This is a genomic window from Variovorax sp. KBS0712 (assembly GCF_006323185.2).
In the GTDB taxonomy this organism is placed as follows: Bacteria; Pseudomonadota; Gammaproteobacteria; order Burkholderiales; family Burkholderiaceae_C; genus Variovorax; species Variovorax boronicumulans.
The window spans coordinates 1,124,125-1,150,829 of record NZ_VCCD02000002.1; the positions used below are offsets into that span (position 1 = coordinate 1,124,125).

The following is a 26,705-nucleotide window of genomic DNA, read 5'->3' on the forward strand; positions in this document are numbered from 1 at the left end:
CGCGGAAGCGGGCTTTTTGGTTTCAGCGGACCGGCGAGGTCGTTGCACCACCGGCCGGCGCGGGCAGCGGCTCCATCGGCGGCAGCGGCACGCGCGAACCCGAGGAGGAAGCACCCGGCGTCGATGGCGTCGCGTTGCTCACCGGTGCGGGGCCCGTGCCGCCGCGCTGCGCAGCGGACTGGTTGGCCGCCTGGCTCGCGGCGAGGTCGGCCTCGCTCACCACCTCGACCACGCGCACGACCTTCGCCACGCCCGTCACGCCGCGCGTGATCTCGGTGGCGCGGTCGGTCTCGCGACGCGTGGCGATGCCCATCAGGTAGACCGTGCTGCGCTCGGTCACGACCTTGAAGGAGTTGGCGAAGATGTCCTTGGCATCGAGCAGCGAGGCCTTCACCTTGCCGGTGATGTACAGGTCGTTCGAGCGGTCCTGGAAGGTGCTCGGGGCGCCGATGGTGAGCTCGTTCACCACCGAGCGCACGTTGACCACGCGGCTCACCTCGTCCTCGACGCGGCGGCGGTCGGCGTCGTTGCCGACGGCGCCGGTCAGCAGCACCTGGCGGTTGAAGCTGGTGACGCTCACGTACATGTTGTCGTTGGCGATGTCGCGCACGCGGGCCGCGGCGCGCAGCTCGATGCCCTGGTCGTCGAGCTGGGCGCCCGAGCTGCGGCGGTCGGTCGCCACCATGCCCACGCCCACCACCGCGGCGCCGCCCACGACGAGCGGCACGCAGGCGGACAGTCCGGCCACCAGGGCGGCGCCCAGGGTGAGCGCCAGGGCGAAACGTTGGGTCGAGGCCTTGGTCAGGGTCGTCATGGTCATGAGGAAACTTCCTGTTCTCCGAGTAACTGGGCATCCACGCCGTCGCACAGGCAATGCAGCGCGAGCAGGTGGATTTCGTGAATGCGCGCCGCACGCTCGTGCGGCACGCTGATCTGTACATCGGTTTCGCGCAGCGCGCGGCCGATGGCGCCGCCGGTGCCGCCGACGCCGGGCGCCGCGGTGGCCAGCCCCGTGGCGGCGTTGCCGAGCAGCGCCACCACCGTCATGTCGCGCTCATGCGCGGAAAGCACGGCGGCCAGCACCGCGGACGACTGCCCGCTGGCGCTGAGCACCAGCAGCACGTCGCCGGCCTGGCCGAGCGCGCGCACCTGGCGCGCGAAGCGGTCGGCATCGGCGGCCTGCGGGCTGTCGGCCGCCGGGTCGGTGGTGTCGCCGGGCAACGCGATGGCGCCCAGCTCGGGGCGCTCGCGTTCGAAGCGGCCCACGAAGTTCGAGGCGAACTGCGCGGCCAGCAGGCCCGACACGCCGGCCCCGCAGGCCAGCACCTTGCCGCCGCTGGTCACGCAGGCCAGCAGGGCCTGCATCGCTTGAGAGATGGGTTTGCTGAGGACCGGGCCGGTCTGGTATTTGAGGTCGGCACTGTCGATGAAGTGCTGCTGAATCCGTTGCTCGAGCATGGGGCGCGATGATAACTGGGGGTCGTGAAACAAGACGTTTGAGTGGTGGAGCCTTCAGCAAGGCTTCAGTTCCCTTTCGGGTGCGTCAGCCGGCGTCGAAGGCGGCTTTCAGCCAGGTGATTTTCTCCTCGATCAGCACCACATCGAAACGGCATGGCGGCAATGCGCGCAAACGGCCCAGGTAGTGCCGCGCGGCCAGCACGATGCGCCGCTGCTTGCCCGCCGTGATGCTGCCGCCCGCGCCGCCGTGCGAGCCCGCGCTGCGCTGTCGCACCTCGACGAACACCAGCGTGCCATCGCGCGGATCGCGCATGATCAGGTCGACCTCGCCGCCGCCGCGCCCCGGCGTCCGATAATTGCGCGCGACCGGCACGAGGCCGGCCTGGCGCAGGTGGTCGAGCGCGGCGTCTTCCGCCGCATCGCCGCGATGCTTCGTGGTCGTGGTGCTTGTCGTCATGGCTCCCTGCCCTGTTTTCTTGTTTTCGCTGCCCTACGGAGAAACCCCTTGGCTTCACTCGCCCCTGCTTCCTTCGGCGCGGCCCTGCCGGCCGCGCTCGATGCCGCGGGCGCGCAGCATTATCCGCAGGGCACGCTGTATGTCGTCGCCACGCCGATCGGCAACCTGGCCGACATCACGCTGCGCGCGCTGCATGTGCTGCAGCTGGTGGACGCCGTCGCCTGCGAGGACACGCGCCACACACAGAGCCTGCTGCGCGCCTACGGCATCGACCGCCCCGGCGCCCAACTGCTCGCGGTGCACCAGCACAACGAGGCCGAGGCCGCGCAGGCCGTGGTCGCGCGGCTCGCGCAGGGCGAGCGCATCGCCTACGTGAGCGACGCCGGCACGCCCGGCGTGAGCGACCCCGGCGCGCGCTTGGCCGCCGCCGTGCGCGCGGCCGGCCAGCGCGTGCTGCCTCTGCCGGGCGCCAGCAGCGTCGTCACGCTCGTGAGCGCGGCCGGCCTCGTGGCCGATGGCGGCGAGAGCAACCACGCGCACAACAGCAGCGCCTTCGTGTTCGCGGGTTTCCTGCCGAGCAAGGCCGGCGAGCGCGACACCGCCGTGCAGGCCCTCGCGCAGGAGCCGCGCGCCGTGGTGCTGCTCGAAGCGCCGCACCGCATCGACAGCCTGGCCCGCGCGCTGGCCGTGCTGGGCGAGCGCCGCATCACCGTCGGCCGCGAGCTCACCAAGCAGTTCGAAGAAATCGCCACCGTGGCCGCCAGCGCGCTCCCCGACTGGTTCGGCGCCGACCGCGACCGCACGCGTGGCGAGTTCGCGCTGGTGCTGCACCCCGTGGCGGTGAGCGGCGACGGCGGTGCGGAAGGCGAGCGCGTGCTGCGCCTGCTGCTGGCGGAACTGCCCGTGAAGACGGCCGTGAAGCTGGCCGCCGAGATCAGCGGTGCGCCGCGCAACACGCTGTACGAGCTGGCGCTGCGCATCCGCAACGAAGCCGGCGACGACGACGACGACGACGACGACGACGACGACGACGACGGCGCCTAGCCCTCAGCCGTCCAGCTCGGCATAGCGCCGAAAGATTCCATCCTCGTTGAACGCGATGCGGCGCGGACTGCGCAGGTAGTCGTGCACGCGCTGGCGTCGCCGGATGTTCGCGTGCAGCTTCACGACCGCGGGCGTGGCGTCGAGCGCCCGCGCGGCAGCTTTGGGAAAGGCGTACTGCAGCCCATCCACCAACTGGAACAGCGACAGGTCGGCATAGGTCAACACGTCGCCGACCAGGTGCAGGTCGCCCGAAGGGTTGCGCTGCAGCACCTGCTCGAACCAGTTCAGGAATTTCGGAATGCGCGCTTCGCGGAAGGCGCGCGCACGCTGCAGGGCCGCGTCGCGCTGGTCTTCGTAATAGTCGCCGGTCGATATCGGGTGATGGGTGTCGTGCGCCTCGGCCACCGCGTCCGCGATGGTGAGCTGCAGTTGGTGGGTCCACAGGCCGTCGGATTCGCCGATGCCGGCCAGTCCGAGCTTGGGACCGAGGTACAGCAGGATCGCGGCGGTCTGGCCGACCACGATGTCGCCGTCGATGAGGAACGGTGGCGCGAACGCGGCGCGCGGATTGTCGGGATCGCCGAGCCGTCGGCCCAACGCGGACTCGCCACCGCCTTGCGATGCGGGCAGCCGCGCGACATCGACGTAGTCGGCGCCCGCGGCCTCGAGTGCGAGCCGCACGAATTCGCCACGGCCCTGGATCGTGGGCCAGTAATGAAGTTGGTATGCCATGCGGCCATGGTGTCAGGGCCGACGGGGCGCTGCAACCGATGACCGGCTGCGAGGAATGTCAGATCAGGCAGCGAAGGCGCGCGGCAGGCTCACCAGAACTTCCACCACGGGCGCGGTGGCTGGCGCAGGGCCAGGGGGCGGGTGTCCAGGTCGGCGCTCTGGCTCGGCGGAATCGAATCGCCGAAGCGGCGGCGCATCTCGGCCTCCAGGGCATGTGCGATGCCGCGGGCCTGTTTCTCGCCGCGCAGCGCGCGCCGACGCCATTCGGCGGCGTGTGCTGCGAGGCTGGTTTCGTCCAGTTCGGAGAGCTCCATCATGCGGGGAATTTTTACATGCGTGCGTCCGGGTGACAGGGTGCAACGGCGTGTCACGGCCCGGTCGCGCGGATCTCCGGATCGGCCTTGTCGCGCAAGGCCGGGCCGGATCGGGGAAGAAGTGAAAAAACCGGAAGCCCTTGCGGAATTTCCGGTCTTGAAGGTGGTCGCCGCCAGGAACCCAACTATTGGCTCCAAGCCGCATGACTCCTTGCTATTCTAACGTTCGATTTTGGCGTATACCCCGAAAAATACCCCGCCCCCTGAAAGCTCAGCATCATGTCGCTATCCGACGTCAAAGTCCGCAATCTCACCACCCCCGGTCGTTATACCGACGGAGAAGGTTTGTACCTTCAAGTTACACCTAACGGCGGCCGGTACTGGCGCATGAAGTATCGCTTTGGCGGTAAGGAGAAATTGCTCGCCTTCGGTGTGTATCCGGTTGTGGGAATCAAAGAAGCACGCGAAAAGCGCTTCGCAGCCAAGCAGACACTGAGCAACGGCGAAGATCCCGGAGCGCTCAAAAAGGCCGCCAAGGTGAAAGCCATTCAGGAAACGACCAGCACACTTCAAGCGGTCGCCGAGGACTGGCTTTCGCATCAAGCGGGACGCTGGGAAGCCAATACTCTGGCACGCACCCGCGCCTCGCTGGAGGCCGACGTCTTTCCTACGCTTGGCAAGCTGCCCATGGCAGAGATCACTCCCCGGCAGATTATGGATGCCGTGAAGACTATCGAGAAGCGCGGCGCAGGGGAAATCGCCATGCGCGTTCTGCAACGCATCAAGGCGATCTATCGGTACGCCACAACGCATCAACACGTCGATCGCAATCCCATGGTGGACCTCGTCCCCTCCGAGATCTTGAAGCCCAGACGCGTTCAGCATCGCGCGGCGCTGGGGCCTGCAGACCTACCTGAATTCCTCGCCAAGCTGGATGTATACCAAGGCGACCCGCACACGGTTCACGCCCTGCGACTGCTGATGCTGACCGCCGCAAGACCGGGAGAAATTCGCGGTGCCCGCTGGGATGAATTTGAGTTGGACGCGAAGTTGTGGCGCATCCCTGCTGAGCGCATGAAAATGCGAAGCGAACACGTGGTCCCGCTATCGGCTCAAGCCGTGGCCGTGGTGGAGGCCATGAAACCACTGAGCAGCCATCGAGAACTCGTTTTTCCGAGTCCTTTCTACCCCTCTAAATCCCTCAGCGAGAACACCTTCAACAGCGCGATGGCGCGCATGGGCTACAAGTACTTGGCAACCGCTCATGGCTTTCGAGCGCTTTTTTCGACTGTGGCAAACGAATCAGGATGGAGCGCAGACGCCATAGAACGCCAACTTGCCCATGCGGAGCGCGACCAAGTGCGTGCAGCATACGACCGAGGCGCCCGATTGCCTGAACGAATCAAGATGATGGAGTGGTGGGCCAACTACCTAGACAGCCGACGCAAAGGACAGGTGATCCCCTTTCAGCAACACGTGGCGTAGCCGTCGGTATGGTCGCCGCCGCGCTTCAGACTCCACTCCTCTGTTCGACCGGAGCGATCTTCTTGCACGAACCAGTCTATATCTGGCACGACCACGCGCTTGAGATACTTGACCTTGTCTTGAATACGGTTCGGATCCTGACTCAACATCAGAGTGGCAGCGACGGGCTTCCGCCACCGGTGACGCTCATCTGAGCCACCAATGCCTTAGTCAAAGGTGAACGTTAGGCACCGCCATGGTAAATCTCAACGGAAGTTCGGGTTCAAGAGGTCAATGCCTGCGCCCTTGCACTTGATCCATGGCCCCAATGGATGTTCGCAACCATCCCAGGCCGCAAGTGCAGCTTGCGCGTCTGCTTGATGCTCGTAGCAATATCGACGCTGATAACCAACGTCACTAAGCCCAACGACCACAGCGGTAGTGAAGTTGAACTGCTTGACCGCGCACACCTGGCCTTGGAGAACGCAGATATCTGTATACCCACTGGCCCCTAGTACCTCTACGAGCCTGGAAGTAGCAACGGCTTTGTGCTGCGGCTGAATGTGAGTCGGGGGTGTAGAAGCAGAGGATGGCATCTTTACATTGTGACGGGGCTCAACCAAAGATTCCTGCCTGACCGAATGCCATCCCTAGACGCTTGCAATTCGGCAGCGACGCCAAGTGGCAATAAATTCACGGCTTCCATTGACTGCGCGTGAGTAGAGCCACGACGGCATCAACTTTTCGTGCGGCATTTCCCAAATGGGTTTGTGGGCATGCACACGCTCGTTGCCAATGAAGATGTACTCATCGCACGATTCAATGATTGACGCTTCGTCAACACCAGTTACGCTGCCTCCCGCATATGGTCGATCTGGGTCAAAACGATGCGTGACCCAGCATGCAATGACGACATGCGGTTGGTACTTTGCCACGGCGGCAGCTGCATCCAGCTTCTCGACATTTTCGCCATAGGGGACCGTCGGCTGGCCGATTTGCGCATAGTAGGCTTTGAGCTCCGGGTCCTCTTGTTGACGGTTATCAGTGGCAGGAATGGACAGTTCCTGAGCAAGAATGCCATGCCCTGCGCCGATCTCGATGGCGATCCTGCCCTTAATACGAGATCGCAAGAATTCACAGAGTTCGTCGGTCGGAAAACTGTAGACGCCTTGGCGCACACCAAACAGGAGCCGCTCTTGGGCGGTCGTCCCCTCGAGCATGCGAGCGGAAGAGATACGGAGACGCCCGCGGTCGTCCAGCAGGTGATCGGATATGTCTTGCACCTTTTTCGGGTCGAGAGCGAAAGCGTCCATGGGCAGATTCTCAACCGTTCCGATCAGCCGCTCGCAGTTCCCACTAGTGCGCAGCAACCTCGCCGAGCGCGACGCCTATGAACGGAACTGAAAAGAAAAGTGCATCCACGATCCAGATGGACTCATCGACCGTAGTGGCTCCTTCGCTGCCATGAGGTTCATTCCGGCTCGCCGTCGAAGTCAACGCCCGTTTGGTCTATGTACGAAACAGATGTCGATTCAAAGCCGTCTACAAGCCCCGCCCCGCAAGAAACCCTTCGTAGATCGCTTCTTCAGCTGTGCGAGGGGATACGCAGTCGCCAACCAAGATCGTCTGACCGTCCCAGCCGATCAGCGCGTGCTCGAGGGTTGTGACCGCCGTATGTCCAGTGGCAAGCACCACGGTGTCCACGTCCTCGCACACGATGGCCGCACCGGAAACGATGTGGGTGAGGTAGGTCGTGCTGCCGTCGACGCCAAAGATCCGTGCATAGGGGATCACCTCCACGCCCAGACCGTGCAGGCGCCCGATCCATGAGTCGCGCAGGTACATCTGCAGGTTGAAGCCTGCGTGCGGGCCGTTGACGGCCAGGCGCACATGGTGCCCCTCACGCACCAGCTTCTCGGCCATGCCCATGCCCACCCAGTCGCAGCGCCAGTCGGCCACCAGCACGCGGCCGCGTGCCTGCGCCGTGCCCTGTAGAACGTCCCAGGCCTGCACGATGTGGCTGCTCTCGTCGGCCTCGATCTCGGGTTGGAATGGCACAGCGCCGGTTGCGACGATCACGACATCGACCGACAGCGCCTCCACGAGGGCGCGGTCGACCCGGGTGCCGAGCCGGATCTCGACAGCAAGGCACTTGAGCTCGTGCTCCAGGTTCGTCACGAGCCCGCCGAACTCGGCGCGCTCGGGCAGCGCCTGCGCCAGCAGCGCCTGCCCCCCCAGCCTACGGCTGGCCTCGCAAAGGATCACGCGGTGCCCGCGCGATGCCGCCTCCACCGCGGCCTTCATGCCAGCGGGGCCGCCACCTGCGATCAGCACAGTCCTACGCGTGGCCGCCCTAGGGATTGGCCGCAGCACATGCTCGCGGCCGGAGATCGGATTCTGGATGCAGGAAATCGAGTAGCCCAGATGGAAGTGCCCGATGCAGGCCTGGTTACAGCCGATGCAGGCGCGGATGTCGTCGAGCTGGCCGGCCTGTGCCTTGCGTGGCATGTCCGCGTCGGAGATCATGGCGCGCGTCATGCCGCACATGTCCGCCTGGCCTGCCGCCAGCACTTCCTCTGCGATCTGCGGCTGGTTGATGCGCCCAGCGACGAACAGCGGCAACCCGACGGCCGCACGCAGCGTGGCCGCCTTGGGTGCCACGTAGGCCGTGGCATGGTCCATGGGCGGCACGACATGGATCGATCCGCCCAGGCCCGACATTGAGCCGATCGTCGCATTCACATAGTCGAGTGCTCTTGCGGCCGCGAGCTGCTTGCAGACCGCGATCACTTCCGCGGCGTCCAACCCGTCCTGCTCCACCTCTTCGACCGAGATGCGCATGCCCACCACCAGCTCCGGGCCGACGCTGGCGCGTACCGCGGCTAGGCATTCGGCAAGAAAGCGTATGCGGTTCTCCCGGCTGCCGCCGTAGCGGTCGCTGCGCTGGTTCGTGGCCGGATTGAGGAACTGCGCGAACAGCAGGCCATGGCTGGCCACCAGCTCCACGCCATCAAGCCTGGCCTCGGCGAACCGCCCGGCGGCAGCACCGCACGCGACGACCAGCTCTTGCACCAGGTCCGTCGGCATCTCGCGCGGCATCGTGTGAAACCGGTGGTCCGGCACGGCCGATGGCGCATAGGCAATGTCCCGCAACCCGCCGCGTACGCGCTTGGACACGCGGCCCGCATGCGAGAGTTGTCCGAAGACCTTGCCGCCGTGCCGATGCACCGCGTCGGCGACGCTCCGGTAGCCCGCAATGCAGCGCTCGTCCGTCGCGACCAGGTCCGGTGCATCGGTCAGCGAGGTCTCGTGAAAGCGCGCGGACTCGACGATGATCAGCCCGGCCCCCCCGCGGGCCCGAGCTTCATGGTAGGCCGCCATGCGCTCACCCGGAATGCCGTCTTCGGCCAAGTAGGTCTGGTGGCCGGTCGACAGGATCCGGTTGCGGATCTCAGTGTTGCGCAGGCGCAGGGGTGAGAACAGGTGTTTGAAGTGGCTCATGGTGGAATGGCCGACGTCATCGGCTTCACATGGTTCGGTGAGGTCGAGCTTCCCGTCGCCGGCCAGCAGCGCAGGCGCGACGGAAGTCCGCCTCCCCCTGATGGCTGCTTCAGGAGAGTTGGAACTTCTTCCACTCCTCCTCGAACTTGGTGGCGTACTTCGCCACCTCCTCGTCGTTAATCAGGCAGGTGTCCTTCATGTTTGCGGGATGGGACACAAAGATCTTGGCCTGCGCGGCCGTGGCCTTGGCAGCGGCCGAGTCCAGGACGGGACCGTAGGTCTCCAACGGCAGGAGGGCCGACTGCGCTTCCTCGCTGATGCTGTAGTCCAGGACCCGCATCGCCAGCTCGCGGTTCGGCGCTCCCTTGGGAACGACGAAGCCCTCGCCCCAGGAGATCGCGTCCTGGTAGGTGAAGTTCACCGGCGCGTTCTCCTTCATCACGTCAAGGATGCGCCCGCTCCAGGCCGACGCCATGGCGACCTCGCCGGACGACAGCAGTTGCGCCGGTTGCGCACCGGTGGTCCACCAGACCTTGACGTGCGGCTTGATCTCACGCAGCTTCGCGAACGCAAGCTTGACCTTCTCATCGGTGGCCGGATAGACCTGGTCGCGCGGGACACCAGCGGCCAGCAGGGCGGCCTCGTAGTTGTACCAGATACGGGTATAGAGCGAGCGGGGGCCCGGGAAGTCCTTGACGTTCCAGAAGTCCTTCCAGGACGTCGGCACGCGGTCCTTGGGCATGGCCTTGGTGTTGTAGGCGAAGACGGTGGCGCCGACGAAGGTGTAGATGCCGTAGTCCGTCACCCAGTGCTTGGCCAGTTTGGATGTGTCGATGATAGAGAAGTCGAGCTTTTCCAGCAGGCCCTGGCCGCGGCCCTGGAAGATGAACTGGCCGCCCACGTCGACCAGATCCCATTCGACCGCCTTGGCTTCGACCATGGCCTTGAACTTCGCATAGTTCGTGGGTGCCACATTGGTGATGGGGCGGCCAAACTTCTTGGAGGCCGGGTCCATGAAGGCCGTCTTCAGGGCCGCGCCGGCCGCTCCGCCGAACGAGCAGAACGTGAACGGTCGTTGGCTCTGCGCGCGGGCCAGGCCGGTGGCGCCGAGCGCAGTGGCGGCACCGAGCATTTGCAGTGTGTGGCGTCTGGTGGTCATGTCGGTCCTTGTCTTCAGGTTTGCATGGGAAGGATGCGGACGTCTTCGGTCCGCCATGAAAGCCGCACCTCGTGGCCGGCGTCCGGCACCTGCGTGCCAGAGAATCTTCGGACCCAGAACTCCTGGCCCGTCTCCAGTTGCAGCCGCATCGCCACGATCTCGCCGAGCGGCACGACTTCGATCAGCTGCGCTCGCAAGCCCTCGCCAGCGACAGAGATGGCAATGGCTTCCGGGCGGATGAGGGCGCCGGCGGGCTGGCCTGGCACCACGCCAGCGACCGCTTCGCCGCGCACCTCGCAGGCGAGCCCGTCGATCCGCACTGTGGCGACGCCCCCCTCCAGGCTCTGCACCGTACCGTTGAGGATGTTGGACTCGCCCAGGAACGACGCGACGAAGACGTTGGCGGGGCGCTGGTAGAGATCGTTCGGCCGGCCGATCTGCTCGATGCGCCCGCCGCGCATGACCGCGATGCGGTCGCTCATCGCCAGCGCCTCTTCTTGGTCGTGCGTCACGAACAAGGTGGTACGGCCAAACTCCCGATGCAAGCGGCGAATCTCCAGCTGCACCTGCTTGCGCAGTTGCCGGTCCAGCGCACCGAGCGGCTCGTCCATCAGCAGGACGGGTGGCTCGATGACCAATGCGCGCGCCAGCGCAACGCGTTGCTGCTGCCCGCCCGAGAGCTGCCGGATGGCACGCTCCGCGTATTCGCCGAGGCGCACACCGTCCAGTGCGCGGCGCACTCGCGCCTCGATGTCGGTCGACGCCACGCCGCGCACTCGCAGTCCGTAGGCGATGTTCTCGAACACATTCATGTGCGGGAACAGCGCGTAGTTCTGGAACACCATGCCAATGTTGCGCTTGCGCGCCGGCAGGGCCGTGACGTCCTGCGTGCCGATATGCAGGGAGCCGCCATCCGGCTTCAGAAAGCCCGCGGCGATGTTCAGCAAGGTCGTCTTGCCAGATCCGCTGGGGCCGAGCAGAGTCACGAACTCACCGGCGGCCAACTGCAAGGCGATCGGGTCCAGGGCGCGGGTGCGGCCGAAAAACTTCTCGATGCCCCGGAACTCAAGTGACTCAGCGTGCATGGCCGCCCTCCTGGCCGGTGCGGTTCCGGAGGGCGAACTGCACGAGCACAAACAGCAAGAACGTCACGACCATCAGGATGGTGGAAGCGACAGCGGTGACGGGCGTGTATTCCACGCGAATGATTTCCCACATCTTGACGGACAGTGTTTTGGTGGTGGCACTCGAAAGAAAAATGGAAACCACCACCTCGTCGAAGGAGGTGATGAAGGCAAAGGCTGCGCCACTGGCGAGCCCCGGGGAGATCAAGGGCAGCGTGATGGTCCGGAACGTCGCGAACGGGGAGGCTCCGAGCCCCTCGGCCGCGCGCAGGCAGTTCGGTTCGATGGACCGCAGCGCCACGCCCACGTTGACGACCACGAACGGCAGCGCCAGGACGGTGTGTCCCATCGCCATGCCCAGGGTCGTGCCGTGCAGGCCCAGCGGCCGCATGGTGTAGTACAGCGCGATGGCGGTGATGATCACCGGCACCACCAGCGGGGAGATCAGCACGGCATTCAGCACGGTGCGCCAGCGCGGCGATGCCTTCTGCAGGCCGAGTGCCGCGGTGGTACCCAGGCCCAGTGACAGCAGCGTCGCCACGACGGCGACCTGGATGCTGGTGAACAGGGACTGGTACCACTCGCTGTCGGCCAGGAAGGCCTCGTACCAGCGCAGCGACCATCGGCTGGGCGGCAGCTGGATGAAGCTGGCGTGGTTGAAGGAGGCGGGAATGACGGCCAAGATCGGCAGCATCAGGAACATAACCACGAGCACGCCCGTGCCATAGATCGCTACACGTAGAAGGCTGTTCATCGTGCGGCCACCGTGTCCGTGATGTTGACGAATCGCGCGGCCAGACCCACCAGCACCAGCACCAGGGCCAGCATCCAGAACGCCGCTGCGGCAGCCATGGGCCAGACCAGTTGCTCCTGCACGAAAGTGTCGACCAGCATCGAGATCGTCACGTTCTTGATGCCGCCCAGCAGCGCCGGCGTGATGAAGAAGCCGAGCGCCATCAGGAAGACCAGCAGAAAGCCCGCGGCGACGCCAGGCATGCTCAGTGGCGCATAGACCCGCACAAAGGTTTGCAGCGGTCGCGCGCCCAGCCCCTCACTGGCCTGCAGCAGCCGGGCGTCGATGCCCTTCATCGCGCTGTAGATCGGCAGCAGCGCATATGGCAGCAGCACATGCACCATGCCGATGTAGACGCCGGTGCTGTTGAACAGAAACTGCTGGGGGCTGTCTACCAGCCCCATCCCCACCAACAGTTGGTTGACTGGACCGTTTTGCCCGAGCAGCAGAATCCAGGCGAAGTTTCGGACCAGTACGCTGATCCAGAGCGGGAAGAGCACGCACCAGAAAGCCAGTGCGAGCGCGGAGCCCTGCAGCTTCGTCAGCATGTAGGCAGTGGGATAAGCCAGCAGCACCGAGAAGACCGCGACATTGAAAGCCAGCACGATGGTGTTGACGAACACCTCTCGGTACACGGCCGTGCCAGCGATGGCGGCGTAGGAGGACAGCGGCCCGCCGGTCCCCGTGAGCGACAGCCCCAGCAACTGGGCCAGCGGCACGACGAAGCAGCCCAGCAGGAACAAGGCGACCGGAAGCAGCAAGGAAGTAGCGGGCAACGCGTTTCTCACGCGGCGGCCGAACGGCTGCGGAGGATGGGGGGTAGCGGTCGTGGACTGCATGGGCTGTGAGGGCAAAAACCTCTCGGGGGCGATGGCATCCCGCATCGAGGATATGCATGCGATGGTTGCATTTACCTATGCGCTTGTCAAACAAATATCATCAAAAATTTTCTTTGTAGAAAAATTTTCCTTCAATTATTTCTCTGCAGTGCAAACCCGGGTTGCCTTCGCGAACGTTCCCGGATACCATCCATCCTCGACATGACTGCAACGCCTGACGACAACCGGATCGGCGAAGAGATCCGCAAACTTCGCAAGGCCAGGGGCCGGTCCATCACCGAGGTGGCTGCCGCCATCGACCGATCCATCAGCTTCGTGAGCCAGCTCGAACGAGGGCGGGCTTCACCGTCCATCGCCGACCTGAAGGGGATCGCCAGCCTGCTGGAAGTTCCGCTCGGCTGGTTCTTCTCCCATGAGCAGGTGCCCTCGGATGAGCGGTCGACCGTGGTACGCGGGGCGGACCGGCGTCGACTGGGCACGGTGACCAGCGGCCTGCTCGAAGAACTGCTGTCGCCTGACATCGGTGGCGCCTTCGAGATGTTCCTGAGTACCTTCGAACCAGGCGCACGGCTCAAGACGTTCTCGCAACGGGACACCGAGGAGGAAGGGTACGTGGTGCAGGGAACGCTTGAGCTGTGGATCGGCACGAACACCTTTACGCTCCACGCAGGTGACAGCTTCCGCATCGTGCGCGAACCGTTCAAATGGGCGAACACGAGCAAGCAAGTCACCATCGTCGTCTGGGTCATTTCTCCTCCCAACTACTGAGCCGGCTCCCGGAGAAGCGATCGCCGCGCCTTCTCAGTTGAAGACCACGGTCCTGCTGCCGTGCACGATCAGCCGGTGTTCCGCATGCCACTTGACGGCGCGCGCCAGCACCACGCTTTCAACGTCCCGGCCGAGTGACGTCAGCGCTGCCGGACTCATGGCGTGGCTGGCGCGCTCCACGCCCTGTTCGATGATGGGGCCTTCGTCAAGGTCGGCAGTCACGTAGTGCGCCGTGGCGCCGATCAGCTTAACGCCGCGTGCATGTGCCTGGTAGTAAGGCTTGGCACCCTTGAATCCCGGCAAAAAACTGTGGTGGATGTTGATGGCGTTGCCCTGCAGTTGGCGACACAGGTCGTCGCTGAGGACTTGCATGTAACGTGCGAGCACCACCAGATTGGCCTTCTCCCGTTCCACGATGCGCAGCAGTTCCGCCTCCGCCATCGGCTTCGTCTCGGCAGTCACGGGCACGTGGTGGAAGGGGATGTCGTAGGAGGCCGCCAACTGGTAGAAGTCACGGTGGTTGGAGACGATGCCACGCACGTCGATCGGCAGCAGGCCAGTCTTCCACCGCAGCAACAGGTCGTGCAGGCAATGGCCCAGTTTTGAGACCATGATCACCGTGCGCACGGGCACCTGCAGGTCCACCATCTTCCAGTCCATGGCGAACTCGCGCGCCGTGTCTGCGAACTGGCTGCGCAGGTCGGCCAGATCGATGGCCTGCTCCTGCAGGGAGAAGGCGATGCGCATGAAGAAGCGGGCTGACTCCTGGTCGCCGTACTGCGCCGCTTCCTCGATGTTGCAGCCGCGCTCGGTCAGGAAACGGGACACTGCGCTGACGATGCCACGCCGGTCGGGGCAGGCGAGTGTCAGGGCGTAGTGAGGGGGCTGGTGGGGCAAGCGATTCTCCATCGGGTTGCGGAACAGGTGCGGAACGTGGGCACGTCAGGCCCGGACACGGTCGTGCTTGGGGTCGTAGAAGGCCGCCAGTTGGGCCTGCGCTTCGTAGCGCTCCCAGCCGATCTCGATCTCGAACTTCTGCGCGGCGATCCACTCCGGCGTGATCGGTTCCTGTGCACGCACATAGCCCATGCCCAGCGAGGCGCCGACGCGGTGGCCGTACATGCCTGAGGTGATGCCGCCGGCGCGCTGACCGTTGACCCAGATCGGCTCTTCCTTGTAGAGCAGGCGCTCCGAATCCTTCAGGCGGAACTGCAGCAGACGCTTCTTCGGTACGCCCTGCTCCTTTTGAGCCACCAAGGCCTCCTTGCCAATGAAGGCATGGGGTTTGTCGAATGCCACCGTGAACCCCAGTCCGGCCTCGAGGTTGCTGTCTTCCACGCTGACATCGTCGCCCCAGTGGCGGTAGCCCTTCTCCATGCGGCATGCGTTCATCGCGTGCATGCCGGCCAGACGCAAACCGAAGGTCTCACCGGCCGCCTGGATACGTTCATAGACATGCAGGGCGAACTCCCCAGGGATGTACAGCTCCCAGCCCAATTCCCCAACGTAGGTGATCCGGCTCGCGCGCACCTGCGCATAGCCGATCTCGACCACGCGCGAGGTGCCGAACGGGAAGGCTTCGTTGGAGAAGTCCTGGTGCGGCGCAATCGCCTGCATAAGCGCGCGCGCGTGCGGCCCCATGACGCCGAGCATCGGGATCGCCGCCGTCTGGTCGCTCACGAAGCAGTGGTCCGCCCTCTCGACGAAGCGGCGCAGGTACGAGAGATCTCGGAAGTGCGTGGCTGCGGCCGACACGACCATGAAGCGCTGCTCATCGGTGCGTGTGATCGTGAGGTCGGCCTCGATGCCGGCGCGTTCGTTGAGCCACTGGGTATACACCAGCTTGCCGACCGGCACGTCGATGCGGTTGCAGGACATGGTCTCCAGCACCGACAGCGCGTCACGGCCTTCGACGATGAACTTGGTCATGGTGCTCTGGTCGTACAGCGCCACCGCATCGCGGGTGGCGCGGCATTCTTCGGCGCAATGTTCGAACCAGTTCTGCTTGCCGTAGCTGTACGCGTACTCGCCCCGTGTGCCTTTGGGCGCGAACCAGTTGGGGCGCTCCCAACCGGCCAGTTCACCGTGTACTGCGCCCTCCTCTACCAGGCGGTCGTGAAAATGGGTGCGCCGCGCGCCACGCGCCGTGGTGTACTGGTAGTAGGGCCAGTGCGTCTTGTAGAGCAGGCCGAGCGTCTCGACCGTCCTGTCGTGCAGGTACTGGCGCGTTCCCTGGAACGGGTTCATGCGCTGGACCTCGATGTCGACCAGGTCTATCGGCGGCCGGCGGTCGCGGATCCATTCGGCCAGCACCTTGCCCGCGCCGCCCGAACTCTGGATGCCGATCGAGTTGAATCCGCAGGCGACGAACAGGTTCTTCACCTCGGCGGTCTCGCCCAGTAGGTAGCGGTCGTCCGGCGTGAAGCTCTCCGGGCCGTTGAACCAGGTCTGGATGCCGGTGTTCTCCAGCATTGGCATGCGCGCGGCCGCCTTCTCCAGCACCGGCATGAAGTGGTCCATGTCCTCGGGAAGGCTGTCAAAGCAGAAGTCCCCGCGGATGCCCTGCATGCCCCATGGCTTCGCCTTGGGTTCGAAGCATCCCAGCAGGATCTTGCCTGCATCTTCCTTGTAGTAAGCCCATTCGTCGGGAATGCGAAGCACCGGCAGGTTGCCCGGCAGGTCCCTAATCTGTTCCGTCACCACATAGAAGTGCTCGGCGGCGTGCAGTGGCAGGTTCACGCCGGTCTTGCGACCCAGTTCATGCGACCACATGCCGGCCGCGATCACCACCGTGGAACTGCGGATCTCGCCCTGGTCGGTGACGACACCACAGGCGCGGCCGCCCTCCTGCAAGATGCCCTCGACCTTGACGCCTTCGACGACGCGCGCGCCCCCCATGCGCGCACCTTTGGCGTAGGCCTGGGTGACGTCGACAGGGTTGCACTGGCCGTCCTTGGCCAGGAAGACGCCGCCGACCACACCGTCGAGGCTGAGATAGGGGTAGCGCGCGTGAATGTCGGCGGGCGAGATCACGTCCACCTCCAGGCCAAAGTTCCGGGCCATCGAAGCTTGCCGCTTCAACTCCTCCATGCGCTCGGGATTGAGCGCCACCGAGATGGACCCGTTCTGCTTGAAGCCCGTGGCCTGGCCAGTCTCCTTCTCCAACTGGTGGAGCAGCCCGGTCGTGTACTTGGCCAGCTCGGTCAGGTTGCGTGTCGCACGGAGCTGGCCCACCAATCCCGCGGCATGCCAGGTGGTGCCGGAGGTCAGCTGCTTGCGCTCCAGCAGCACCACGTCGCGGATGCCGAGTTTTGTCAGGTGGTATGCGATCGAGCAGCCGACGACCCCGCCACCGATGATGACCACTTCCGCATGGCTTGGAAGAGCGATTGCCATAGCCAGTTTCCTTTCTTGTGCAGAGAAAATTTGATCTCAATATTACTTCAAGGAAAAAAATTAGATAGAATTTTTTCGCAATGTTGTTTCCATCTAGAGATGAGGTGCGCATGAAAATCTTGGTCGCAGTGAAGCGCGTGGTTGACTACAACGTGAAAGTCCGCGTGAAGTCCGATGGTTCTGGCGTCGACATCGCCAACGTGAAGATGAGCATGAACCCGTTCGACGAGATCGCCATCGAAGAGGCGGTGCGGCTCAGGGAGAGGGGTGTCGCCACCGAAGTGATCGCCGTGTCCTGCGGCGTGCAGCAGTGCCAGGAGACCCTGCGCACGGCCATGGCCATCGGCGCCGACCGCGGCATCCTGGTGCTGAGCGATGCTGAACTGCAGCCCCTGGCCGTGGCCAAGCTGCTCAAGGCTCTGGTCGACAAGGAGCAGCCCGGCCTGATCATCCTAGGCAAGCAGGCCATCGACGATGACTGCAACCAGACCGGCCAGATGCTGGCCGCCCTGGCCGACCTGCCGCAAGCCACCTTCGCCAGCAAAGTCGAAGTGGCGGGCGACAAGGTCAGGGTCACGCGCGAAGTTGACGGCGGCCCGGAAACCCTGGAGCTGTCCACGCCCGCGGTGATCACCACCGACCTGCGGCTGAACGAGCCGCGCTACGTGACGCTGCCCAACATCATGAAGGCCAAGCAGAGGCGGTTGGACACCTTCAAGCCCGAGGACTTGGGCGTGGACGTGGCCAGCAAGCTCAAGACGCTGAAGGTCACGCAGCCGCCCAAGCGCAGCGCCGGCATCAAGGTGCCCGACGTCGCCACGCTGGTCGCTAAGCTCAAGACCGAAGCCAAGGTCATCTAAGGGGGAGAGAAGAACATGACCGTACTCGTCATCGCTGAACACGACAACGCCTCCATCAAGAGCGCGACCCTGAACACCGTCACCGCTGCCGTTGCCTGCGGCGGCGACGTGCATGTGCTGGTGGCTGGCCACAACGCCACGGAAGCAGCCAAGGCTGCAGCCCTAGTCGCGGGCGTCGCCAAGGTGCTGCACGCCGACGAAGCCGGCTTGGCCCACGGCCTTGCCGAGAACGTCGCGGCCCAGGTGCTGGCCATCGCCTCCAGCTACAGCCACATCCTGTTCCCGGCCACCGCCAGCGGCAAGAATGTCGCCCCGCGCGTGGCCGCCAAGCTGGACGTGAGCCAGATCAGCGACATCACCAAGGTGGACAGCTCGGACACCTTCGAGCGCCCGATCTATGCCGGCAACGCGATCGCCACCGTGCAGAGCGCAGACAGCGTGAAGGTGCTCACCGTGCGCGGCACCGGCTTTGACGCTGCTGCGGTCACCGGCGGCTCGGCCGCCGTGGAAACGCTGAGCGCTGTCGCCGCCAGCGGCAAGTCCAGCTTCCTGGGCGCCGAGATCGCCAAGAACGAGCGCCCGGAGCTGACGGCGGCCAAGATCATCGTCTCCGGCGGCCGTGCCCTGGGCAGCGCGGAGAAGTTCACCGAAGTCATGGCGCCGCTGGCTGACAAGCTGGGCGCGGCCATCGGCGCCAGCCGTGCGGCGGTGGACGCGGGCTACGCGCCCAACGACCTGCAGGTCGGCCAGACCGGCAAGATCGTGGCACCGCAGCTGTACATCGCGGCCGGCATCTCGGGCGCGATCCAGCACTTGGCCGGCATGAAGGACAGCAAGGTAATCGTGGCGATCAACAAAGACCCCGAGGCACCGATCTTCTCGGTGGCCGACTACGGGCTGGAGGCAGACCTGTTCGTCGCCGTGCCCGAATTGACAGCGACAATTGCAAGCTGAGCACGATGGCCGCCGCAATCATTGACGGCCGTCGACTAGCCGCCCAGGTGCGTTCAGAGTGCCGGGAACGGGTCCAAGCGCTGGTCAGCGCGCGCATCACGCCGCAGCTCGCGGTGGTGTTGGCTGGTGACGAACCGGCTTCGCGCATCTACGTGCAGAACAAGCTCAAGGCCTGCGAGGAGGTCGGTGTTGCTTCTACTCTGCACGCGCTCCCGCACGACGCGGCTGAAGAGGATGTGTTGTCCTTGATCCGGGCCTTGAACGCCGATCCGCATGTGCACGGCATCCTGGTGCAACTTCCGCTGCCGCCCCAGATCTCGGCGCAGCGGGTGATCTTCACCATTGAGGCCACCAAGGACGTCGATGGATTCCACCTCTACAACGTGGGTGCACTGGCCGCTGGTGAGCCGACCTTTGCGCCCTGTACGCCGCAAGGCGTGATGCGACTGCTGGACGCGGCCGCAATCCCAATCGAGGGGCAGCACGCCGTCGTGGTGGGTGCCAGCAACATCGTAGGAAAGCCCATGGCGATGATGCTGATGAGGCGGCACGCCACAGTGACGGTATGCCATGTCAAAACGCGCGACCTGCGCGCCCACACACTGCAGGCTGACATCCTAGTGGTCGCGGCAGGCCGGCCCGGCCTGATCAAGGCCGACATGGTTCGGCCCGGAGGCACTGTTATCGACGTCGGCATCAACCGTCTGCCAGATGGGAGCATCGTGGGCGATGTTGACTTCGCCGCGGTCGCAACGAAAGCAGGCCACATAACCCCTGTGCCAGGTGGGGTTGGTCCCATGACCATTGCCATGCTCATGCTCAACACGGTGGAAGCCGCTGCTGCGCAAAGCAAATTTCGCCGCACATGGCAATGTTCCGAAGAGTGGCACGCCCAGAATGCTGATCTTCAAAAGGCTCGCTGAAACACCAGACCGATGTACACCATCACCCACATCCGAGAAACCTCGCGGATTCAGCTAGAGCCAGCCTCCGTCATCGCGGCAGCCCTGAACGGAACCCAGCCAGTCACGAGTGCAGTAGTTCAACCAGTTGCAGGAATTCTCGGCGCCGACGCCGGAATCTGGGAATGCACGCCAGGCAGCTGGCGCCGTGCGACTCCGCATGCGGAGGTGATGCACTTCCTGAGCGGTGAATGCACCTTTACTCCTGACGGCGCTGAGCCAATGCACATTCGCACAGGTGATACCGTAATCTTTCCAACCCACACCAAGGGCACTTGGGTTGTGATCTCCACGATTCGAAAGGTGTACGTGACGCTTGCAACAGCTACAGTCTAGTCGAGGAGCCTTGGATGGCACGTTGCTAGCGGCGGCCTGCCTGCGGAAAGCAATACTGTCGAGGCGTGGGGATGTGGTGAGTGCCGCCTCGAGGCGCTGCCCAGGGGTCGCTGGCATCGACGACTGTGGCTATGGGCCAGTGGAGAGTCGCACGAAAGCCTGCGACGGGCGCGCGACGTCCTGTGTCACCCCCATGCGCGAGCACGCCATGACCGGGACCTGTCCAATGAACGCTGGTACTGGATTCCGATGGCCTGATCACCAAGACAGGATTCGAGCGGTCGAGCTGTACATCAAGCTCGGCAAACGCGTCAGGGCGACCATCCGGCAGCTGGGTTACCCAACCAAGAATGCCCTGAAAGGCTGGCACCGCGAATACGAGCAGCACTTCGATTTACCTGTGGGCTCGGGCTGCCAAGTACTCCCTGGCGCAGAAGGAGGCGGCTGTTGAGCACTACCGCACTCACGATCGCCGCATTGCTGAGGCGCTTCCTGAGACCAGGAAGGCCATGGTTGGCAGGCGTCATAGAAGCTCCGGACCAACCGGCGGCTTGTCTCTTCCTTGGCGAGATCGCGCGCGTGAGTGGGATTGCTCCAGGCCGATGCACACGCCGTGCTTACCTGGATCAGCAAGACCAGGGGCCGTTTGCTGCGAAGTAAAAATTTATCAGGGATCTCCAGCGGTTCGTCCGCATTGCCCATATCAAGCTGAGGCCTCGCTCTCGGCGAGGCCGTCGCATACGGACAGAGTGAAGACGGCAAGAAGACACGGCCTACAGCCGCCCGCACATCAGTACGGGCTGGCACACGGTGTGGCGCGCAGGACGCAATCGCATGCCCCTTGGGCACAGAGCTTGTTCTTGACGGCTACCGATGCGCCTGCTTTTCAAACAGGGACCGTGAAGAATTCGTCGATGCCAGCAAGCGCTGCACCTTCGGGTCGAACAGAGCGGCCCGTGCGAACGCCACGTTGCGGCCCAGGCGTTCGACGCTCGACGCTCGACGCTCGCAGTGGCGAGGATGCGCCCCGCCTGAGCTGCCGCCATCATGTTGACGGTCAGGCTGATCGTCGCGCACGTGCGTCCGGGCTGCAGCTGCGACAGCACTGCCATGGCCATGGAGAGGTCGAGCATGCTGGCGAGCGAGTCGCCGGCCACCACGCCGTTGCCTTGGGTGCTGGAGGCCGGCGCCTCAAGGCGCAGCCGCAGTTCGCCCTGCTTGACGCTGACAAGCACGGCCGCGCCGGGTTTGCATCCAGCACCAGCTCGCGCTGGCCTGCGGCCGCTTGCGCAACCCTGGCGGCGATCTGCGCGCGCGTGGGATTGTCCCGCACGCCTGCTTGCGGCCCACCCGGGTCCGCAGCACTCACATGAAGGGCTGGCGTGGAGTCGGCCACCACAGACCTTCCTGCTTTTGACCCATGGTCGTGCGCAGCACGCCGATCCCGCCGGCCTCGAGTTCGACCACATCACCGGGCTGCAATTGGCGATTGAGTTCCAGAGCCGAGCCACCGCCCATGGTGCCGGAGCCGATCACGTCGCCTGGCTCGATGCGCTCGCCCAGCGACACGTAGGCGATCAACTCTGCCGGCGTCCACAACTTGTTGCCGCTGTTGCCGCGCGCCCAGGTCTCGCCGTTCACGCGCACCTCCATGGGAATGGCGTCCAGGTCGGCGAACTCATCCAATGTCGTGACCCACGGGCCGATGGCATGCGCGAAGTCCTTGCTCTTGGTCGCGCCCATGCCGATGGCGAGTTCATTGTGTTGCAGGTCGCGGCCGCTGAAATCGTTGTAGAGCGTGATGCCGAAGATGTACGGCGTCGCCTCTTCCGGGCGAAGGTTGGAACCCTGGCGGCCAATGACATAGCCCAGTTCCAGCTCGTAGTCCATGTGCTGGATGTAGCCTGGCCAGGGCACCGTGGCGCCGTTGCCGATCACCATCACGGGCGAATTCTTCGCGAAGCCCGGAATCTGAAGAATCGCGTCGGGTACTTGCCGCTTCATGCGCTCGTGCCATCCTTTGATGTGGCCGGTGAAAGCGAGACCGTCACGCAGCACCGTCGGGTCGGATGCGGCAAGCCAGCTGACATCTGCAATGGGCAGCGAGGCGTCGTCACCGAACCGTCCCCCGATGACGACAGCGGCCGCCTCGGCCAGGTTGGCACCGGCGCCCAGCGCCTGCGTCAGACTGCCTGGAAAGCGTGCCTGCGCCAACCGTATGGCGCCCGCGTCGGTGGCATGAAAGCTGGCTTTTGCATGCAGCGCGGCGGCGCGCGCCAGATCGATGACGCGGCCCTTCTCGGGCTCAACCACGACTAGCCGGGCCACCGGACCGTCAGGGCTTTCTCTGGAAATACGACCGAACTTCATGGAACAGATCCTTTCTGTGCAATTGGCACATCGGTTGGGAAACAGGAAACACGAAACAGGACGCGACGGAGGCGCCGTCACTGAGCCTTGAAGCCGGTGCGCTGCACCACTGCGCGCCATTGGGCCGACTCCTCCCGCCGGCGCTCGGCCAGCCACACGGCGTCGCGCACATCCAGCGACAAGCCCAGCGGCGTGAGGACGGCCTTGACGTCGTCCCGCCCGACCGCTTGCAACACCGCCCTGCCCAGGGCGGCGACAAGATCGGGAGAAGCGCCCGCAGGGGCGTACAGCGCGAACCACTCCTGGCCCACGACGCCCGGGTAGCCCACTTCGGAAAAGGTCGGAATGTGCGGATAGAAGGGATTGCGTTGAGCGCCGGAAGTGGCGAGCACACGCAAGCGGCCGCTTTTGATCAGCTCGGAAAACAGCGGCACTGACGCCATGCCGGCGCTCAGCGTGCCGCCAATGACCTCCTGTGCGATCTGCGGAGGCGCACGGTAGGGGACGTGCTCCACCTGGATACCAGCGACCGTGCCGAACAGCGTAGCCACAAAGTGCGGCGAGCTGCCACTGCCCGGATTGCCGATGCTGGCCTTGCCAGGGTTGCGCTTGCACCAAGCCACGAACTCCTGCAGCGTCTGCGCCGGATGGTCGGCGGCCACCACCAACGCGAAGTCGATCACGCAGATACTGCAAACCGGCACGAAGTCGCGCTCAGGGTCGTAAGGCAGCCGGGCATAGGTCAGCGGATACAGCGACAACGCAGCCACAGGCGTGATGGCGAGCTGTTGGGCCACGGCGGAATGCTGCTTGAGCGCGGCCAGCGCCAACTGGCCTCCTGCGCCCCCCTTGTTCTCGACGATGGTGGTGCGACCCAGCGCCTGCGTCAGCGGACGGCTGATCACACGCGCAACCAGGTCGGGCACGGAGCCCGCGGCAAAGCCCACCAGCAGGTTCAGCGGCTGCGCCTCGCTGGCGCGCGCAGCTCCCATCGAGGCCAGGCCAGCAGCAGCCAAGGCCTGCAGAGCGGTACGTCTTTCCATGTCTGTCTCCTAATGCCCGATAGGGCTGGTTTTCTTCAAATGCCGATCTATTATCGATACTCATCGTCTCGAATTAATGTTAACGAGACGTGACGACCAATGTCAACAGGACAGTTAGCCTCCAGGGAAATCACCTACCTTACTGACAGGTAGCGACATTGACTCACGCCCCACTTCATGAAACGCTTCGTATCGTTTTACAAATTACCTCATCCAGCACATGTCCACCGCTCATCCCGACGCTCAAAACCCGTTTCGTGCCGTGCGCCGCTTCGTCACCGGCGAAGACGCCGAAGGCCGCTCCTACTTCGCCTTCGATGGTCCCACGCCGAACCAGGTGACCGAGCCTGGAGTGCCCAGCGCGCAAGTGCCCTGGGCCACCGGTGAAGCCATCGCCGCTGGCGCGGACCCGGCGCCTGCGGGCCATCCGTTCGGCTTCCATTCCCCGCGCGGCACGGTTTTCCGGATTGCCGACTTTCCGCCCGACGCACAGTACGACCACGCCCGGCTGGCGCGCTTCATCGATGACAACGGCGTGCATGCCAGCGGCCCGGCCGATCCGTCTCGCCATTTCTGGTTCCACAAGACGCAGACGCTGGACTACGCGATCTGCCTGGAGGGCGAGATCTACGCCATGCTCGACAAAGAGGAGCGACTGATGCGCCCCGGCGACGTGCTGGTGCAGCGCGCCACCAACCACAGCTGGTCCAACCGCTCCGACAAGCCCTGCCGTATGGCCTTCGTGCTGATCGACCTCGCGCTCGAAGGCAAGCACAAGCCCTGAGCGCCCGAGCCCCCACGCCAAAAAGAGAGACAAAGCATGAGCAAGGTCATCATCACTTGCGCCGTCACTGGCGGCGCGCATACGCCCTCGATGTCGGAGCACCTCCCCATCACCCCTCAGGAGATCGCCGCGCAGTCCATCGCCGCCGTCGAGGCGGGTGCGGCCATCATCCACTTGCATGCGCGCGATCCCGCCACTGGCAAGCCCACCGGCAGCCCCGAGGTGTTCCGGCAGTTCGTTGGCGAGATCAAGGCCGCCACCAACGCCGTGATCAACATCTCGACCGGCGGCGGCGGGCCTTCGATGCCGATCGCCGAGCGGGCCGCCGCGGGTCGCGACCTCAAGCCCGAGATGTGCTCGCTCAACATGGGCTCGATCAACCTGGTACTGTCGGAGATGGCAGGGCGCGACCGCGACTGGAAATTCGACTGGGAGAAGCCCTTCCTCGAATCAACCCGGGGCATGATCTTTCGCAACACCTACGAAGACATCGAGTGGATTCTGGAGAACGTGGGCCGCACCGGCGGCACGCGCTTCGAATTCGAGTGCTACGACACCAGCCACCTGTACACGCTGGCCCATTTCCTGGAGCGCGGGCTGGTCAAGCCGCCTCTGTTCGTGCAGAGCGTCTTCGGCCTGCGCGGCGCACAGGGCGCACACCCGGAAGACGTGCTGCACCAGAAGCGCACCGCCGACCGCCTGTTCGGCAGCGATTACCGCTGGTCCCTACTGGCGGCCGGCAAGAACCAGATGCCCCTGGCCACAATGTCGGCCATTCTGGGCGGCAACGTACGCGTGGGCCTGGAAGACAGTCTCTACATCGGTCGCGGCGAGCTCGCCGAGTCCAACGCACAGCAGGTGGCCAAGGCTCGGCGCATCCTGACCGAGCTGGGCCTGGAGATCGCCACGCCCGACGAGGCGCGCCAGCTTCTGGATCTCAAGGGCTCCGGGAATGTCGGGTTCTGAGGCGACCCCGGCGGCTGCAGACGGCGGGCTGGCCGTGGCGCCTCTTCTGCAGCCACTGAAGCTGAATCACCTGATGCTGGCCAATCGCATGGTGATGGGCCCGATGGCGGTGACGGCGCCGGACCGCGAGGGCCGCGTCACGGACCAGACCCTGGCCTTCTTCGAGGCCCGGGCGCGCGGCGGCGTGGGCATGATCATCGTCGGAGGCGCCATCGGAACCCAGCGCGGCTGGGACGAAGCGCCGTTCAGGCCCATCCTGCGCATGGACAGGGACGAGTTCCTGCCTGGGCTGCGCCGACTGGGCGACGCCATGCACGCTCTGGGCGTGCCGCTCATCGCCGAGGTTTCGACGGCCTTCGGCCGCATGGGCGTGCCCACCGCCGATCGACCGTTGATCTCGGCCAGCCCACTGAACGTAGTCATTCCTGAGTCCCGCTTTCCGCGCGGCCTGCACGTGCCGGGTGGCCGCACGACGCCCATGCCCCAGGAGGCCAGCGTGGCCGAAATCAAGGCCTATGAGCGCGAGACCATCGAGTCCTCGCTGCGCATGCAGCGGGCCGGCTGGGACGGCGTCGAACTGCCGGCGCACATGAGCTATTTCCTGGCCTCGTTCCTGGCGCCTCGCACCAATTGGCGTGCTGACGCCTACGGCGGCTCGGTGCCCAATCGCGCCCGCATGCTCGCCAACATGGTGCGGGCGATCCGTGAACGCGCCGGACCGCGTTTCGTCATCGGCCTGCGCCTCGTCTCCAGCGATCAGGTCGAGGGCGGCCAGTCGTCCGAAGGCTATGCGGCCATTGCGCGCGAAGTCGAGGCCGCGGGCCTGGACTATGTCGCGCTCTCACAGGGCTGCTACGAAACCATGAACGTCGGCCTGTCGGTGCGCGACGGAACGATCATCGAGGATGGCGACGCGGCCGCCTTTCGCCAGGCCGTGTCGGTGCCACTACTGCTGCCAGGGCTGCACGACCCCGTCCAGGCCGCCCGCGCGATCGCTCAGGGGCATGGCGACCTTGTCATGCTGGCACGGCCGCTGCTCGCAGACCCCGAGTACCCGCGCAAAGTCGTCCAGGGGCGCGTGGCCGACATCGTGCGCTGCGAACGCGACAACCTCTGCATCCGGCGCCTGATGTTCAACATGCCGGTGCGTTGCTCCGTCAACCCCCGGATGGGGCTTGAAAGCAAAGCGCCTGGCAGCCTCGGCGACCCCAAGCGCCTGTTGGCCGCCCCCCTCGAATACGCGGTGCTCGCTCTCACGGGCTCCAAAACCCTCATGGGCTTGGCAGGCAAGCTGCTGCGGGCCAGGGCAACGCCCCCAGGCCCCGGTCCGCAGGAAGCCGTGCCGCCAAAAAACCGGACATGATCGCCAACAAGGGGCGGG

At 64.9% G+C, this 26,705-nt stretch carries 26 protein-coding genes and 1 pseudogene; 11 read left to right on the top strand and 16 right to left on the bottom strand.

The genetic code is table 11. The features are described 5' to 3' along the window. Window positions 1-22 precede the first annotated feature (22 nt). The 3 genes from FFI97_RS22125 to FFI97_RS22135 form a co-directional block, all read right to left on the bottom strand. The gene (locus FFI97_RS22125) at window positions 23-820 is read right to left on the bottom strand and encodes a BON domain-containing protein (protein WP_095950095.1); all 798 of its coding nucleotides are present in this window, start codon (window positions 818-820) and stop codon (window positions 23-25) included. After that, window positions 817-1,458 carry an SIS domain-containing protein gene (locus FFI97_RS22130; protein WP_062482322.1) on the bottom strand — a complete coding sequence of 214 codons (642 nt, stop codon included), beginning with the start codon at window positions 1,456-1,458 and terminating at the stop codon, window positions 817-819. The genes FFI97_RS22125 and FFI97_RS22130 overlap by 4 nt, the downstream gene beginning before the upstream one ends. 85 nt (window positions 1,459-1,543) lie before the next feature. Next, window positions 1,544-1,915, bottom strand: a complete 372-nt coding sequence (locus FFI97_RS22135) for a YraN family protein (RefSeq protein ID WP_139701305.1) — start codon at window positions 1,913-1,915, stop codon at window positions 1,544-1,546. 48 nt (window positions 1,916-1,963) lie between these two features. On the opposite strand from FFI97_RS22135, the gene rsmI reads away from it, so the two are divergent. Beyond that, entirely contained in the window at window positions 1,964-2,959 is a 996-nt protein-coding gene (gene rsmI, locus FFI97_RS22140) for a 16S rRNA (cytidine(1402)-2'-O)-methyltransferase (RefSeq protein ID WP_139701304.1), read from the top strand. 3 nt (window positions 2,960-2,962) lie between these two features. On the opposite strand, the gene FFI97_RS22145 is transcribed toward rsmI, so the two are convergent. Both FFI97_RS22145 and FFI97_RS22150 read right to left on the bottom strand, forming a co-directional pair. Next, complete coding sequence (locus tag FFI97_RS22145; protein ID WP_139701303.1) at window positions 2,963-3,691, bottom strand: glutathione S-transferase; 729 nt, start codon at window positions 3,689-3,691, stop codon at window positions 2,963-2,965. 89 nt (window positions 3,692-3,780) lie between these two features. Next, complete coding sequence (locus tag FFI97_RS22150) at window positions 3,781-4,008, bottom strand: hypothetical protein (protein WP_062481748.1); 228 nt, start codon at window positions 4,006-4,008, stop codon at window positions 3,781-3,783. A gap of 276 nt (window positions 4,009-4,284) precedes the next feature. Here FFI97_RS22150 and FFI97_RS22155 point away from each other — a divergent pair, with 276 nt between their 5' ends. Beyond that, entirely contained in the window at window positions 4,285-5,490 is a 1,206-nt protein-coding gene (locus FFI97_RS22155; RefSeq protein WP_139701302.1) for a tyrosine-type recombinase/integrase, read from the top strand. Window positions 5,491-6,119: 629 nt separating this feature from the next. On the opposite strand, the gene FFI97_RS22160 is transcribed toward FFI97_RS22155, so the two are convergent. The 6 genes from FFI97_RS22160 to FFI97_RS22185 form a co-directional block, all read right to left on the bottom strand. Next, window positions 6,120-6,782, bottom strand: a complete 663-nt coding sequence (locus FFI97_RS22160) for a hypothetical protein (RefSeq protein ID WP_139701301.1) — start codon at window positions 6,780-6,782, stop codon at window positions 6,120-6,122. Between the two features lie 229 nt (window positions 6,783-7,011). Beyond that, on the bottom strand, window positions 7,012-8,970 hold the full coding sequence (locus FFI97_RS22165; RefSeq protein WP_139701300.1) for an FAD-dependent oxidoreductase: 1,959 nt from the start codon (window positions 8,968-8,970) through the stop codon (window positions 7,012-7,014). A 109-nt stretch (window positions 8,971-9,079) separates the two neighbouring features. Continuing rightward, the gene (locus FFI97_RS22170; protein ID WP_139701299.1) at window positions 9,080-10,129 is read right to left on the bottom strand and encodes an ABC transporter substrate-binding protein; all 1,050 of its coding nucleotides are present in this window, start codon (window positions 10,127-10,129) and stop codon (window positions 9,080-9,082) included. A 14-nt stretch (window positions 10,130-10,143) separates the two neighbouring features. Next, entirely contained in the window at window positions 10,144-11,214 is a 1,071-nt protein-coding gene (locus FFI97_RS22175) for an ABC transporter ATP-binding protein (protein ID WP_139701298.1), read from the bottom strand. Beyond that, the gene (locus FFI97_RS22180; protein ID WP_139701297.1) at window positions 11,204-12,007 is read right to left on the bottom strand and encodes an ABC transporter permease; all 804 of its coding nucleotides are present in this window, start codon (window positions 12,005-12,007) and stop codon (window positions 11,204-11,206) included. Before FFI97_RS22180 ends, FFI97_RS22175 begins: the two co-directional genes overlap by 11 nt. Continuing rightward, a complete protein-coding gene (locus FFI97_RS22185; protein WP_139701296.1) occupies window positions 12,004-12,885 on the bottom strand; it encodes an ABC transporter permease in 882 nt (293 codons plus the stop codon). The genes FFI97_RS22180 and FFI97_RS22185 overlap by 4 nt, the downstream gene beginning before the upstream one ends. A gap of 201 nt (window positions 12,886-13,086) precedes the next feature. Here FFI97_RS22185 and FFI97_RS22190 point away from each other — a divergent pair, with 201 nt between their 5' ends. Beyond that, a complete protein-coding gene (locus FFI97_RS22190; protein WP_139701295.1) occupies window positions 13,087-13,653 on the top strand; it encodes a helix-turn-helix domain-containing protein in 567 nt (188 codons plus the stop codon). Window positions 13,654-13,686: 33 nt separating this feature from the next. On the opposite strand, the gene purU is transcribed toward FFI97_RS22190, so the two are convergent. Together purU and FFI97_RS22200 are read right to left on the bottom strand one after the other, a co-directional pair. Beyond that, window positions 13,687-14,562, bottom strand: coding sequence for a formyltetrahydrofolate deformylase (gene purU / locus FFI97_RS22195; RefSeq protein WP_139701294.1), 876 nt, complete (start codon window positions 14,560-14,562; stop codon window positions 13,687-13,689). A 33-nt stretch (window positions 14,563-14,595) separates the two neighbouring features. Continuing rightward, entirely contained in the window at window positions 14,596-17,049 is a 2,454-nt protein-coding gene (locus FFI97_RS22200; protein ID WP_139701293.1) for an FAD-dependent oxidoreductase, read from the bottom strand. Window positions 17,050-17,159: 110 nt separating this feature from the next. Between FFI97_RS22200 and FFI97_RS22205 the strand changes: the two genes are divergently transcribed. From FFI97_RS22205 to FFI97_RS22225, 5 genes and pseudogenes are all read left to right on the top strand, one after another. Then, window positions 17,160-17,909, top strand: a complete 750-nt coding sequence (locus FFI97_RS22205) for an electron transfer flavoprotein subunit beta/FixA family protein (protein WP_139701292.1) — start codon at window positions 17,160-17,162, stop codon at window positions 17,907-17,909. Between the two features lie 15 nt (window positions 17,910-17,924). Beyond that, the gene (locus tag FFI97_RS22210; RefSeq protein ID WP_139701291.1) at window positions 17,925-18,863 is read left to right on the top strand and encodes an electron transfer flavoprotein subunit alpha/FixB family protein; all 939 of its coding nucleotides are present in this window, start codon (window positions 17,925-17,927) and stop codon (window positions 18,861-18,863) included. Window positions 18,864-18,868: 5 nt separating this feature from the next. Then, the gene (gene folD / locus FFI97_RS22215; RefSeq protein ID WP_139701290.1) at window positions 18,869-19,786 is read left to right on the top strand and encodes a bifunctional methylenetetrahydrofolate dehydrogenase/methenyltetrahydrofolate cyclohydrolase FolD; all 918 of its coding nucleotides are present in this window, start codon (window positions 18,869-18,871) and stop codon (window positions 19,784-19,786) included. A gap of 12 nt (window positions 19,787-19,798) precedes the next feature. Continuing rightward, window positions 19,799-20,161 (top strand): cupin domain-containing protein, encoded by a 363-nt coding sequence (locus FFI97_RS22220; protein WP_139701289.1) that lies wholly within the window; start codon window positions 19,799-19,801, stop codon window positions 20,159-20,161. A gap of 226 nt (window positions 20,162-20,387) precedes the next feature. After that, a pseudogene (locus tag FFI97_RS22225) lies at window positions 20,388-20,682 on the top strand (hypothetical protein); the annotation flags it as partial. 252 nt (window positions 20,683-20,934) lie between these two features. On the opposite strand, the gene FFI97_RS33670 reads toward FFI97_RS22225, so the two are convergent. The 3 genes from FFI97_RS33670 to FFI97_RS22235 form a co-directional block, all read right to left on the bottom strand. Then, window positions 20,935-21,396: a PaaI family thioesterase gene (locus FFI97_RS33670; protein ID WP_185993714.1), complete on the bottom strand. Its 462-nt coding sequence runs from the start codon at window positions 21,394-21,396 to the stop codon at window positions 20,935-20,937. A gap of 130 nt (window positions 21,397-21,526) precedes the next feature. After that, window positions 21,527-22,531, bottom strand: coding sequence for a fumarylacetoacetate hydrolase family protein (locus FFI97_RS22230; protein WP_139701288.1), 1,005 nt, complete (start codon window positions 22,529-22,531; stop codon window positions 21,527-21,529). Between the two features lie 77 nt (window positions 22,532-22,608). Next, on the bottom strand, window positions 22,609-23,574 hold the full coding sequence (locus FFI97_RS22235; RefSeq protein ID WP_139701287.1) for a Bug family tripartite tricarboxylate transporter substrate binding protein: 966 nt from the start codon (window positions 23,572-23,574) through the stop codon (window positions 22,609-22,611). Between the two features lie 220 nt (window positions 23,575-23,794). Here FFI97_RS22235 and FFI97_RS22240 point away from each other — a divergent pair, with 220 nt between their 5' ends. The 3 genes from FFI97_RS22240 to FFI97_RS22250 are packed head-to-tail and all read left to right on the top strand — an operon-like array spanning window position 23,795 to window position 26,687. Further along, window positions 23,795-24,358 (top strand): cupin domain-containing protein, encoded by a 564-nt coding sequence (locus FFI97_RS22240; RefSeq protein ID WP_139701286.1) that lies wholly within the window; start codon window positions 23,795-23,797, stop codon window positions 24,356-24,358. A 36-nt stretch (window positions 24,359-24,394) separates the two neighbouring features. After that, complete coding sequence (locus FFI97_RS22245) at window positions 24,395-25,324, top strand: 3-keto-5-aminohexanoate cleavage protein (protein WP_139701285.1); 930 nt, start codon at window positions 24,395-24,397, stop codon at window positions 25,322-25,324. After that, the gene (locus FFI97_RS22250; RefSeq protein WP_139701284.1) at window positions 25,311-26,687 is read left to right on the top strand and encodes an NADH:flavin oxidoreductase; all 1,377 of its coding nucleotides are present in this window, start codon (window positions 25,311-25,313) and stop codon (window positions 26,685-26,687) included. The genes FFI97_RS22245 and FFI97_RS22250 overlap by 14 nt, the downstream gene beginning before the upstream one ends. Window positions 26,688-26,705: the final 18 nt, after the last annotated feature.

Bases quoted from the DNA above. Each gene is read 5' to 3' on its own strand.
- FFI97_RS22180 (WP_139701297.1), bottom strand. From the start codon at position 12,007: ATGAACAGCCTTCTACGTGTAGCGATCTATGGCACGGGCGTGCTCGTG.
- FFI97_RS22130 (WP_062482322.1), bottom strand. From the start codon at position 1,458: ATGCTCGAGCAACGGATTCAGCAGCACTTCATCGACAGTGCCGACCTC.
- purU (WP_139701294.1), bottom strand. From the start codon at position 14,562: ATGGAGAATCGCTTGCCCCACCAGCCCCCTCACTACGCCCTGACACTC.
- FFI97_RS22235 (WP_139701287.1), bottom strand. From the start codon at position 23,574: ATGGAAAGACGTACCGCTCTGCAGGCCTTGGCTGCTGCTGGCCTGGCC.
- FFI97_RS22250 (WP_139701284.1), top strand. From the start codon at position 25,311: ATGTCGGGTTCTGAGGCGACCCCGGCGGCTGCAGACGGCGGGCTGGCC.
- FFI97_RS22150 (WP_062481748.1), bottom strand. From the start codon at position 4,008: ATGATGGAGCTCTCCGAACTGGACGAAACCAGCCTCGCAGCACACGCC.
- FFI97_RS22200 (WP_139701293.1), bottom strand. From the start codon at position 17,049: ATGGCAATCGCTCTTCCAAGCCATGCGGAAGTGGTCATCATCGGTGGC.
- FFI97_RS22230 (WP_139701288.1), bottom strand. From the start codon at position 22,531: ATGAAGTTCGGTCGTATTTCCAGAGAAAGCCCTGACGGTCCGGTGGCC.
- FFI97_RS22240 (WP_139701286.1), top strand. From the start codon at position 23,795: ATGTCCACCGCTCATCCCGACGCTCAAAACCCGTTTCGTGCCGTGCGC.
- folD (WP_139701290.1), top strand. From the start codon at position 18,869: ATGGCCGCCGCAATCATTGACGGCCGTCGACTAGCCGCCCAGGTGCGT.
- FFI97_RS22125 (WP_095950095.1), bottom strand. From the start codon at position 820: ATGACCATGACGACCCTGACCAAGGCCTCGACCCAACGTTTCGCCCTG.
- FFI97_RS22220 (WP_139701289.1), top strand. From the start codon at position 19,799: ATGTACACCATCACCCACATCCGAGAAACCTCGCGGATTCAGCTAGAG.
- FFI97_RS22205 (WP_139701292.1), top strand. From the start codon at position 17,160: ATGAAAATCTTGGTCGCAGTGAAGCGCGTGGTTGACTACAACGTGAAA.
- FFI97_RS22170 (WP_139701299.1), bottom strand. From the start codon at position 10,129: ATGACCACCAGACGCCACACACTGCAAATGCTCGGTGCCGCCACTGCG.
- FFI97_RS22145 (WP_139701303.1), bottom strand. From the start codon at position 3,691: ATGGCATACCAACTTCATTACTGGCCCACGATCCAGGGCCGTGGCGAA.
- FFI97_RS22165 (WP_139701300.1), bottom strand. From the start codon at position 8,970: ATGAGCCACTTCAAACACCTGTTCTCACCCCTGCGCCTGCGCAACACT.
- FFI97_RS22135 (WP_139701305.1), bottom strand. From the start codon at position 1,915: ATGACGACAAGCACCACGACCACGAAGCATCGCGGCGATGCGGCGGAA.
- FFI97_RS22160 (WP_139701301.1), bottom strand. From the start codon at position 6,782: ATGGACGCTTTCGCTCTCGACCCGAAAAAGGTGCAAGACATATCCGAT.
- FFI97_RS22190 (WP_139701295.1), top strand. From the start codon at position 13,087: ATGACTGCAACGCCTGACGACAACCGGATCGGCGAAGAGATCCGCAAA.
- FFI97_RS22175 (WP_139701298.1), bottom strand. From the start codon at position 11,214: ATGCACGCTGAGTCACTTGAGTTCCGGGGCATCGAGAAGTTTTTCGGC.
- FFI97_RS22155 (WP_139701302.1), top strand. From the start codon at position 4,285: ATGTCGCTATCCGACGTCAAAGTCCGCAATCTCACCACCCCCGGTCGT.
- FFI97_RS22210 (WP_139701291.1), top strand. From the start codon at position 17,925: ATGACCGTACTCGTCATCGCTGAACACGACAACGCCTCCATCAAGAGC.
- FFI97_RS22245 (WP_139701285.1), top strand. From the start codon at position 24,395: ATGAGCAAGGTCATCATCACTTGCGCCGTCACTGGCGGCGCGCATACG.
- FFI97_RS22185 (WP_139701296.1), bottom strand. From the start codon at position 12,885: ATGCAGTCCACGACCGCTACCCCCCATCCTCCGCAGCCGTTCGGCCGC.